The sequence below is a fragment of the Gammaproteobacteria bacterium genome, from assembly GCA_035501935.1.
Taxonomy (GTDB): Bacteria; Pseudomonadota; Gammaproteobacteria; order JAJPIJ01; family JAJPIJ01; genus JAJPIJ01.
In genome coordinates this window covers 18,494-28,739 of the sequence record DATJVC010000018.1, presented here as the reverse complement: position 1 = coordinate 28,739, position 10,246 = coordinate 18,494, and the positions used below count along the sequence as shown (strand labels likewise).

General features: G+C 62.0%; 10 protein-coding genes. 1 reads left to right on the top strand and 9 read right to left on the bottom strand.

The window, feature by feature from the left end:
• The coding region (locus VMH34_04740) for an alkene reductase (protein HTT08078.1) at window positions 1-700 on the top strand (700 nt) is incomplete at its 5' end.
• 235 nt (window positions 701-935) lie between these two features.
• Here VMH34_04740 and VMH34_04735 read toward each other — a convergent pair.
• The 9 genes from VMH34_04735 to VMH34_04695 all read right to left on the bottom strand — a co-directional run bounded on the left by VMH34_04735 (window position 936) and on the right by VMH34_04695 (window position 10,238).
• Window positions 936-1,352 carry a DUF3828 domain-containing protein gene (locus tag VMH34_04735; GenBank protein ID HTT08077.1) on the bottom strand — a complete coding sequence of 139 codons (417 nt, stop codon included), beginning with the start codon at window positions 1,350-1,352 and terminating at the stop codon, window positions 936-938.
• Between the two features lie 208 nt (window positions 1,353-1,560).
• Entirely contained in the window at window positions 1,561-2,448 is an 888-nt protein-coding gene (locus tag VMH34_04730; GenBank protein HTT08076.1) for a patatin-like phospholipase family protein, read from the bottom strand.
• Between the two features lie 274 nt (window positions 2,449-2,722).
• Complete coding sequence (acnA, locus tag VMH34_04725) at window positions 2,723-5,395, bottom strand: aconitate hydratase AcnA (GenBank protein ID HTT08075.1); 2,673 nt, start codon at window positions 5,393-5,395, stop codon at window positions 2,723-2,725.
• Window positions 5,396-5,592: 197 nt separating this feature from the next.
• A complete protein-coding gene (gene mnmA, locus VMH34_04720; protein HTT08074.1) occupies window positions 5,593-6,702 on the bottom strand; it encodes a tRNA 2-thiouridine(34) synthase MnmA in 1,110 nt (369 codons plus the stop codon).
• Window positions 6,692-7,159, bottom strand: a complete 468-nt coding sequence (locus tag VMH34_04715; GenBank protein HTT08073.1) for an NUDIX hydrolase — start codon at window positions 7,157-7,159, stop codon at window positions 6,692-6,694. Before VMH34_04715 ends, mnmA begins: the two co-directional genes overlap by 11 nt.
• 27 nt (window positions 7,160-7,186) lie before the next feature.
• Entirely contained in the window at window positions 7,187-7,306 is a 120-nt protein-coding gene (gene cydX / locus VMH34_04710) for a cytochrome bd-I oxidase subunit CydX (GenBank protein HTT08072.1), read from the bottom strand.
• Window positions 7,307-7,316: 10 nt separating this feature from the next.
• Window positions 7,317-8,450, bottom strand: coding sequence for a cytochrome d ubiquinol oxidase subunit II (gene cydB, locus VMH34_04705; protein ID HTT08071.1), 1,134 nt, complete (start codon window positions 8,448-8,450; stop codon window positions 7,317-7,319).
• Window positions 8,450-10,027 carry a cytochrome ubiquinol oxidase subunit I gene (locus VMH34_04700; GenBank protein HTT08070.1) on the bottom strand — a complete coding sequence of 526 codons (1,578 nt, stop codon included), beginning with the start codon at window positions 10,025-10,027 and terminating at the stop codon, window positions 8,450-8,452. Before VMH34_04700 ends, cydB begins: the two co-directional genes overlap by 1 nt.
• 10 nt (window positions 10,028-10,037) lie before the next feature.
• Entirely contained in the window at window positions 10,038-10,238 is a 201-nt protein-coding gene (locus tag VMH34_04695; GenBank protein ID HTT08069.1) for a hypothetical protein, read from the bottom strand.
• Window positions 10,239-10,246 lie beyond the last annotated feature (8 nt).

Below are 10,246 nucleotides of genomic sequence, written 5' to 3'. Positions count from 1 at the left end.
CCGCGACCTGACCACGCAAACGCCGGAAGGTGAAAAGCCTTACGAAACGCCGCGGGCGCTTCGCACCGATGAAATTTCCCGGTATGTCGGGATGTTCCGCGACGCCGCCCGCAACGCCAGGGCGGCGGGTTTCGACGGCGTACAGGTCCACGGTGCGCACGGCTATCTCATCGACACGTTCCTGCGTGATGGAGTGAACGAGCGCACCGACGCCTACGGCGGCAGCATCGAAAACCGCGCGCACTTCCTGCTGGAAGTCACTGACGCCGCAATCGAGGTGTGGGGCGCGGGGCGTGTGGCGGTGCGCATCTCGCCACTGGTGCTGTTCAACGACATGTTGGACAGCCAGCCGGAGGCGCTGGTGGCGCACGTCGCGGACCAGCTGAGCCGTCGCCGTATCGCCTTCCTCGAAGTGCGGCACGAGGATCACAAGCTGCCGCGCGAGCGGGCGATCCTGCGCGTCGCGCGCGAGCGGTTCAAGGGCGTGCTGATGACGAACGGCAGCCATACCCAGGAGACCGGCGAGGCGGCAATCGCCAGCGGCGCGGCGGACGCCGTCGTGTTCGGGCGCCTGTACATCGCCAATCCCGATCTGGTGGAGCGATTCACGCGCAAGGCGCCGCTCAACGCGCTAAATACCGCGCGTCTTTATGGCGGCGGCAGCGATGGGTACACCGATTATCCGTTCCTGGCCGCGTAGCAAAACTGCCGCGAGTTTGTCTGCTGTGCATTAAAAAACAAGGGGCCTGATAACCCCTTGTGATTTTTCGCCGGGTACCGGTTTTGCCGGGATGACGGTCTCTCACCCCGGCCCTCTTTCGACAGCTCAGGACAGGTCTCCCTCGAGGGGAGAGAGGGGAAAATCTTCTTCTCGTCTAAACCCTCTCCCTTGAGGGGGGGGCGGGAGCAAGGGAGAGGGTGGCTTATTTACAGAATCAATCGCCTTCTTGCAGCGAATTGAGTGTGAACGTCTTCTCTCCGGGTTCCTCGTAGCGGATGTCGTCAGCGACCCACGCGCCCTGTTCTCGCACGAACTGCCAGGTGGCAGTGCAGATTTTGCCATCGCGATTGAGGCTGACCGGGATCTCATAACGATTCTTGCCTTTACGGGCCGGTTCGCCGACTTGAGCAGTCCATTTCTTGTCCCAATCCTGCGCGTTCAGAAAGATATCGAAGTCCAGCCCGCCGATATTGCCGAGGTGTTTGTGCAGTTTGCTCGACAGCAGATGGTGTTCCGCAGCTATGTCGACCGGGTCCTTGCCGGCCGGCGTGTTCTCGCCTGACGGTGGCGCTGACATCTGGGCGATGTCGATTTCATAGGCCTTCTGCAATTCCTGCTTCACCTGCGCCATGTCCGCTCCGTTGGGCGTGGACGAGTCTGCGAAAGCGGCCTGGGCGCCTAACAGCACTCCCATCCCGAACGCAAAAGTCACAAGGGACTTGCAAAGCAAAGACAAGAGCTTCGATTGAGTCATGCGTATTATAGATGTATCGCCCGAGACGCGGCCATTTGTCTCAACGTATACTGTAGCATGTTGCAGTAGGCGTCGAGGAATTCCGTTACTGCGAATCCGACCGTTCGGCGAACACTTCAGACGCTTTTCTGTAACCCAGTGCGATCATCTCACGGGCACGATAGAAATCCATGGTGCCGCAAGCGTTCTTCGGGATCTCAATCAACGCGTCCGGCATATCAGCGGCGAGCTTCAAGCGCGCCACCGTGCCCTGCATCATCTCAAGCGCACTGTTGACCACCTCGAACAATCCCAGCGTCCTCGGCGCATTGTCGGAGGCGGTAGGGTGAAGTTCGTTCACGAATTTCACTACCGCGCGCCGATATTGCTCGAAGGTGTTTTCCGGCTCAGGCGGACAGGCGGCCGTTTCAATGGCGGTTTCCTGCCTGCCACCCAGATCGACGGCAATGGTGATGTCGCTGAGGATCGAGCGCGTCGGCGCAATCGGCACCGGATTGGAAAGTCCACCGTCGACGAGCTTCCGGCCCTCATGCTCATAGGGTGTGAAAATAGTCGGTAGGGCCATCGAAGCGCGGATGGCGTTGAACAAAGGTCCGCGCGTGAACCAGAACTCCCTGCCCGTTGCGAGATCGGTTGCTACCGCGGTGTAGGGGATCGGCAAGTCCTCGATGTTGCATTCACCGATAAGCTGCCGGAGCAGACCGATGATGCGTTCGCCCTTGAACAGGCCGCTCCATGCGAAGGAGAAATCGAGCAGGCGCAGCACATCGCCGCGTGTCAGCGCGCAAACCCAGTTGCGGTAAACGTCAAGCTTGCCGGCGGCGTAGATGCCGCCGATGAGCGCGCCCATGGAGGAGCCGGCAACGCAGCGGATGTCCAGCCCCATGTTTTTAATGCAGTCGATGACGCCGATGTGCGCGAGTCCACGCGCACCGCCGCTGCCCAGCACCAACGAGGCGGTTTTCACAGTCATTGAGGCCGTTTTCCTGTCGACAGGAAACACAAATCATTGCGTTAACGGTGACAGAATTGAGCAACGGAGGCAAGGAAGCCAAATGCGCGCAAATTGCAAAAAAAGCAAAGGGGCCTGGTGGCCCCTTGAGGCTTTTTACTTGATCCGGCCTTTTGCCGGGGTGACAGCCCCCTTACCCTGGCCCTCCTTCGACAGACTCAGGATAGATCTCCCCGCAAGGGGAGAGGGGAAAATTGTCGTTATCCTTCGACGGGCTCAGGGTGAACAGCCTTGATTATACCGCGGCCATCTGGCGGAGCATGTACTGGAGCACGCCGCCGTGGGCGTAGTATTCCCACTCCTTCGGCGTGTTGATCCGCACCCTGGCCTTGAAGCTGACGGTCTTGCCGTCCTCCTTCTTCGCGTTGACGGTGACTTCGCTCGCGCCTTCCTTGATGCCGTCGAAGTCGAACACTTCAGTGCCGTCGAGTCCGAGCGACGCGGCGTTCTGGCCGTCCATGAAATTGAGCGGCAGCACGCCCATGCCGACGAGATTGGCTCGGTGGATGCGCTCGAAGCTCTCCGAGATCACCGCCTTGACGCCGAGCAGGATGGTGCCCTTGGCCGCCCAGTCGCGCGAGGAGCCGGTGCCGTATTCCTTGCCGGCCAAGACGACCAGCGGCGTGCCTTCCTTGTGGTACTTCATGGCGACGTCGTAGATCGGCTCGACCGGGCCGGTGGCGCCGTTCAAATGTTTCGATACGCCGCCCTCGACGCCCGGCGTCATCGCGTTCTTGATGCGGGTGTTGGCGAAGGTGCCGCGCATCATCACTTCGTGATTGCCGCGGCGCGAGCCGTAGGAGTTGAAGTCCTTCTTTTCGACGCCGTGATCGATCAGGTACTTGCCGGCGGGCGAGTCCTTCTTGATGTCGCCCGCGGGCGAGATGTGGTCGGTGGTGATGGAATCGCCCAGCACCGCCAGCGCGCGTGCGCCCTTGATGGGCCTGATGCCCGGCGGCGTCCGGGTCATGCCGGCGAAGTAGGGCGGGTTCTGCACGTAGGTGGATTTTGCATCCCAGCTGTAGGTCTCGGACTTGCCCACCTTGATCGACTGCCAGCGCGCGTCGCCCTTGTACACGTCGGCATAAGTGGACTTGAACAGCCCGGCGGTGACGGCTTGGGCGACGGCGTCCTGGATTTCCTTCGAGCTTGGCCAGATGTCCTCAAGATAAACATCATTGCCTTTCTGGTCCTGGCCGATCGGGTCCTTGGTGAGGTCGATGTCGGTGCTGCCGGCGATCGCAAAGGCGACGACCAGCGGCGGCGAGGCGAGGTAGTTCATGCGCACGTCCTGATGCACGCGGCCCTCGAAGTTGCGGTTGCCGGACAGCACGGCGGAGACGGAGAGCTTGTTTTCCTGGATCGCCTTGCCGATCGGTTCGTTGAGCGGGCCGGAGTTGCCGATGCAGGTGGTGCAGCCGTAGCCGACGAGGTTGAAGCCGAGCGCCTCCAGGTCCTCGAGCAGGCCGGCCTTCTTCAAGTATTCGGTGACGACCTTGGAGCCGGGGGCGAGCGAGGTCTTGACCCACGGCTGGCTCGTCAGGCCAAGTTTGCGCGCCTTGCGCGCCAGCAGGCCGGCGCCGATCAGCACCGAGGGATTGGAGGTGTTGGTGCAGGAGGTGATTGCCGCGATCACGACCGCGCCGTCCTTGAGCGTGAAGACCTGGCCGCGGTCGGTGACTTCCACCGGGCCGGCGGAGGGGCGCAGCTTCTGCTCGGCCTCGAAGGCCTTGCGGAAGTTGGCCTTGACGTCTTCGAGCAGCACGCGGTCCTGCGGCCGTTTGGGGCCGGCGAGCGAGGGCTTGATCGTGCCGAGATCGAGATGCAGCACGTCGGTGTATTCCGCCTCCGGCGCGTCGGGCGTCCACCACATGCCCTGCGCCTGGGCGTAGGCCTTGACGACGGCGACCTGATCCTCGCTGCGGCCGGTGAGGTGCAGGTAGTTGAGCGTCTCCCCGTCGATGGGGAAGATGCCGCAGGTGGCGCCGTATTCCGGCGCCATGTTGGCGACGGTGGTGCGATCGGCGGTGGCGAGGCTGGCGAGGCCGGGGCCGAAGAACTCGACGAATTTTTCCACCACGCCGCGCTTGCGCAGCATCTCGGTGGCGGTGAGCACGAGGTCGGTCGCGGTCGCGCCTTCGGCGAGCTTACCGGTGATACGCACGCCGATCACCTCCGGCATGAGCATGGACGAGGGCTGGCCCAGCATCGCGGCCTCGGCCTCGATGCCGCCCACGCCCCAGCCGAGCACGCCGATGCCGTTGACCATGGTGGTGTGCGAATCGGTGCCGAAGCAGGTGTCGGGATAGAGCAGGCCGTCCTTCTCGAACACGGTGCGGGCGAGGAATTCGATGTTGACCTGGTGCACGATGCCGGTGTCCGGCGGCACCGCCTTGAAGTTTTTCAGCGCCTCCTGGCCCCAGCGCAGAAAGGCGTAGCGCTCGCCGTTGCGGTCGAATTCTATTTTGGCGTTGAGATCGAGCGCATCCCGGGAGCCGTAATGATCGACCATCACGGAGTGATCGATGACCAGCTCCACCGGGCACAGCGGGTTGACCTGCGCGGCCTTGCCGCCGAGGGTCTTGATGGCGTCGCGCATGGCGGCGAGATCGACCACGCAGGGCACGCCGGTGAAGTCCTGGAGGATCACGCGCGCGGGCGTGAAGTTGATGTCCTTGGCGGGCAGCTTCTTGAGGTCCGCGGTGGCCAGCGCCTCGATGTCGTCTTTCGTCGTGTTCTCGCCGTCCTCATGGCGCAGCAGGTTCTCCAGCAGAATCTTGTAGGAGTAGGGCAGGCGGGCCAGCTTGAACCTGCCCTTGAGTTTTTCCTCCAGGGCCTTGAGGTTGAAATACTGGTATTCCTTGCCGCCCACTTTAAGCGTGGCGCGAGTCTTGAAACTGTCGCTCATAACCGTTCTCCGAAAAATCCCGCCTGTTAATTTCAAGGGGCGCATATTATACAAGTAATTCGCGCGTGTATTCCCTTTTGATGCCCAAAAAATACTTGCCGTTCGTGGTGAGGTATCGAACCACGAACGGCGATTGTTCGCCCTTCGATACCTCAGGGCGAATGGCAAGTTATGAAGATTTGTTGCGGGAGATGAGGCTAGCTTTTGAGGCTGTTGGTGGTGGACAGAATGGTGCCGCCGCCGAGGCAGACCTGACCGTCATAAAACACGACGGTCTGACCGGGGGTGACGGCGCGTTGCCCGGCATCGAATTCAACCCGGCAGCCATTTCCTTTGATTTCCAGAATGGTGCACGGCTGATCCGGCTGACGGTAGCGGGTCTTGGCGGTGCATTTGAACGGTGCATGCGGCGGTTCGCCGGAGATCCAGTTGAGATCGACGGCGGCGAGCGAACGGCTCATCAACAGGGGATGGTCATGACCCTGCGCCGCGATCAAGGTATTCGAGGCGACATCTTTGCCCACCACGTACCAGGGTTCCTCCTTTGCGCCGCGCACGCCGCCGATCTGCAAACCCTCGCGCTGGCCGAGCGTATAAAACATCGCGCCGTTGTGCTGGCCGATGATTCCGCCCTCCGGGGTTTTGATGGGGCCGGGCCGCGCCGGCAGGTAGCGATTCAGGAATTCCCGGAACGGCCGCTCGCCGATGAAGCAGATGCCGGTGCTGTCCTTCTTGTCATGCACCGCGAGCCCCGCCTGTTTCGCGAGCTTGCGCACCTCCGACTTGCGCAGATTACCCACCGGAAAAAGTGTTCTTGCAAGCTGTTGCTGGTTCAGGTGGCAGAGGAAATAACTCTGGTCCTTGCCGGCATCCGCGCCCTTGAGTAGCTGATGACGGCCGTCGCGCTGCGTGACCTGCGCGTAGTGGCCGGTCGCGATTTTGCCGGCGCCGCGGGTGAGGGCGTGATCGAGAAAGCTCTTGAATTTGATCTCGGCGTTGCAGAGCACGTCGGGGTTGGGCGTGCGCCCGGCCTGATATTCGCTCAGGAAATGCCGGAACACGCGCTCGCGGTAGTCGGCGGAGAAGTTGATTTGGTCGATGTCGATGCCGAGCACGTCCGCCACGGCGGTGGCATCGATCAAATCCTGGCGCGAGGCGCAGTATTCCTCGTCGTCATCGTCCCCCCAGTTTTTCATGAACAGCGCCTCGACGTGGCAGCCCTGTTGTTTCAACAGCAGGGCGGCGACGGCGGAATCGACGCCGCCGGACAGGCCGACGATGACGCGGCGAGCCGGCTCAACAGACATGATCGGGGGAGGTGATGTGGTGCAGGATGTCGAGCGGGTAGCGCTGGCCACGCTGGTAGTCATCGATGCAGGTGATGACCAGTGCGCTGCGTAACATGTTTTTCCGCTCGAGCAGTTCCGCGCGGGTATACCAACAGACCTTCACGATGCCGTGATCCAGCGGACTTTCAGGATCGTGCTTCAGCGCGGCGCCATGAAAACAGACGCGAAAATAGGAGATGTCTGATCCCGGCTTGGGCAGCAGGTACAAACCGACGATGCCCTGCGGTTCGAAATGCCAGCCGGTTTCCTCCAGTGTTTCGCGCTTCACCGCATCGATCAGGGTTTCGCCATGATCGAGGTGACCGGCCGGCTGGTTGATGACCAGCCTGCCCTCGTCATCAGTCTCCTCTACGACGAGATAACGCCCCTCCCGCTCGATGATTGCGGCGACGACAACGTTGGGTTTCCAGATCATGCATGGCTGCCGGCAGCGGAGGAACGATTATTTCTTGTCCTCATTCTCATCCCGGCCGAAGGAGAGTTCATGTTCCAGCCACATGACGTTGATGATGCCGCAGGCCAGTGCGAAGCCGACGCCGAGTATCCAGGTGAAGTACCACATGGTGTCCTCTCTAATATGCCGTGTGCGTGTTCTCGATGATGCGCGCCGCCGTCACCGTGCCGCGCATGACCCGGTACACCCACGCGGTATAGGCCAGGATGATGGGCAGGAAGACGATGACCACGCCGAGCATGATAAACAAGGTGTGCTGGCTGGAGCAGGCGTCCCAGACGGTGAGACCGCTGGGCGGGTGCAGCGATGAAGGCATCAGGAATGGAAACAGGCTGAACCCAGCCGTCAGGATGATGCCGGTGATGGCCTTGGCGCTGCAGATGAACGCGGCGCCCGCCCATCCGCGGGCGGAGCAATACCAGGCCAGCAGCAGGCCGGCGATGCCGATCGCGGGCGCCAGCATCATCCAGGGATGGACGCGGTAATTCGCCAGCCAGGCGCCTTGCTTTACCGACACGGTTTTCAGGAGCGGCAGCAGGGCCGCATTCAGATCACCCGTGCCGACGAGACGCTGGCCGTCGATCTGCGTCAGCCACAGACCGGCGGCGGCGAATCCGATCAGAGTGAACAGGGCCATGAACGCAACCACGCGCTGCGCGCGCCTGGCGACGGCGCCGTCGGTCCGCAATTGCAAATAAGCGGCGCCGTGCAGGCACAACATGCCGACGGAGATGAGGCCGCTTAACAGGGCAAAGGGCCGCAGGTGCTGCCACAGGCCGCTGCTTTCAACGACGCGCATTTCCTCGTCCAGCTTGAAGGGCACACCCAGGAACAGGTTGCCGAAGGCCACGCCAAAGACCAGCGCCGGGATCGCGCTGCCCGCGAACAACCCCCAGTCCCAGGCGTTGCGCCAGCGTGGATCCGGGAGCTTGCTGCGGTAGTCGAAACCGACGGGCCGGAAGAACAGCGCGAACAGCGTCAGCAGCAGCGCGACGTAGAACACCGAGAACGACACTGAATACACCAGCGGCCAGGCGGCGAAGGTGGCGCCACCCGCTGTGATGAGCCAGGTCTGGTTGCCCTCCCAGGTTGGACCGATCGAATTGATGATGACGCGCCGCTCGATATCATTCCTGCCCAGGAAGGGCAGCAGCATGCCGACGCCCATGTCGAAACCGTCCGCGATCGCGAACCCGATCAGCAACGCACCGAGCAGTGCCCACCAGATGATTTTGAGCAGGGCGTACTCGATCATGAGTTTCCTCCGGCCACCGCGCCGGACCGTTCCCAGTGGTAGCGGCCGGTGGCCAGCGAACTGGGGCCAAGGCGCGCGTACTTCAGCATCAGCATCACTTCGATGACGAGCAGGAAGGTGTAGAAGCCGATGAATCCGGCGAGGCTGAAATACAAATCGCCCGCGCTGACGGTGGACGCGCTGAGGCGCGTCGGCAGGATGCCGCTGATGGTCCACGGCTGGCGGCCGTACTCGGCGACGATCCAGCCCATCTCCGCCGCGATCCACGGCAGCGGCATGGTGTAGATCGCAAGCCGCATGAGCGACGGATGGTTGTATATCGATCGCTTGGCGCAGCAATAAAAGGCAAGCACGAAGGTGAGCAGCATGATGAAGCCGCAGCCGACCATGATCCGGAAGGCCCAGAACATCGGCGCCACGCGCGGCACCGTGTCCCGCGCCGCCTGCTGGATCTGCTCCCCGGTCGCGTTCACCACCTCCGGCGTGTATTTCTTGAGCAGCAGGGCGTAGCCCAGGTCCTCCTTGTGCTCATTGAACTGTATCAACGTGGCGGGGGAACGATCGCCGCCGCGGATCTTCTGCAATGCCGCGTAGGCCGGGATGCCGTTGCGTATGCGGTGCTCGTTGTCGGCCCGCAATTCCTTGATGCCGGCCACCTCCTCATCGATGGATCGGGTGGCAATCAATCCCAGCAGCCAGGGGATCCGGACGCGCATGTCGGTGCTTTCCGTTTCCTGGTTGGGGAAGCCGAAGGCGGTGATGCCGGCGGGTGGCGGTTCCGTTTCCCATTCCGCCTCGATGAGGGCAAGCTTCATTTTCTGCACCTCGCCGGTGGTGTAGCCGGATTCATCTCCGAGCACGATCACCGAGAGCACGGAGGCAAGGCCGAACCCCGCCGCCACCGCGAAGGAGCGGGCGGCGAAGCCGGTGTCGCGCCCGCGCAGCAGGTACCACGCGGAGATGCCCAGCACGAAGCTGGCGGCCACGGTGTAGCCGGCGGCGACCGTGTGCACGAACTTGACCTGCGCCACCGGGTTGAAGATCAGGTCGCCGACGCTGGTGAGTTCCATGCGCAGGGTGTCGACGTTGAACTCGGCGCCGACCGGATTCTGCATCCAGGCGTTGGCGATCAGGATCCACAGCGCGGAGAGGTTGGAGCCGAGCGCCACCAGGAAGGTGACGAGCAGATGCTGTACCTTCGAGAGGCGATCCCAGCCGAAGAAAAAGATGCCGACAAAGGTGGACTCCAGGAAAAAGGCCATGAGTCCTTCCACCGCGAGCGGGATGCCGAAGATGTCGCCGACGTAGTGCGAGTAGTAGGCCCAGTTGGTGCCGAACTGGAACTCCATGGTAATGCCGGTGGTGACGCCCATGGCGAAGTTGATGCCGAACAGCTTGCCCCAGAACCGCGTCATGTCCTTGTAAATCTGTTTCCCGGTCATGACGTACACGGACTCCATGATGACCAGGATCCACGACAGGCCCAGCGTCAGCGGCACGAACAGGAAGTGATACAGGGCCGTGACCGCGAATTGCAGGCGGGAAAGGTCGACGATGGCTTCGGATGACGGCATGGTTCGCTGTTCAGGGGGCGGTGTGGTCCGGATGCGGCGGTACGGTGAAAAGTCTTTCACTGACTCGATCGGCGGGCAGGGTCATTTCCTCGATCTGCGGATGGAAGAACCACAACCGCCAGATGAAGAAGAGCAGCAGCGCCTTCAAAATGAGGATGGCGCTGATTTCCAACGCCAGGGCGCGATCGAATGGAATATTGGATGTCGCCATGATTGAAG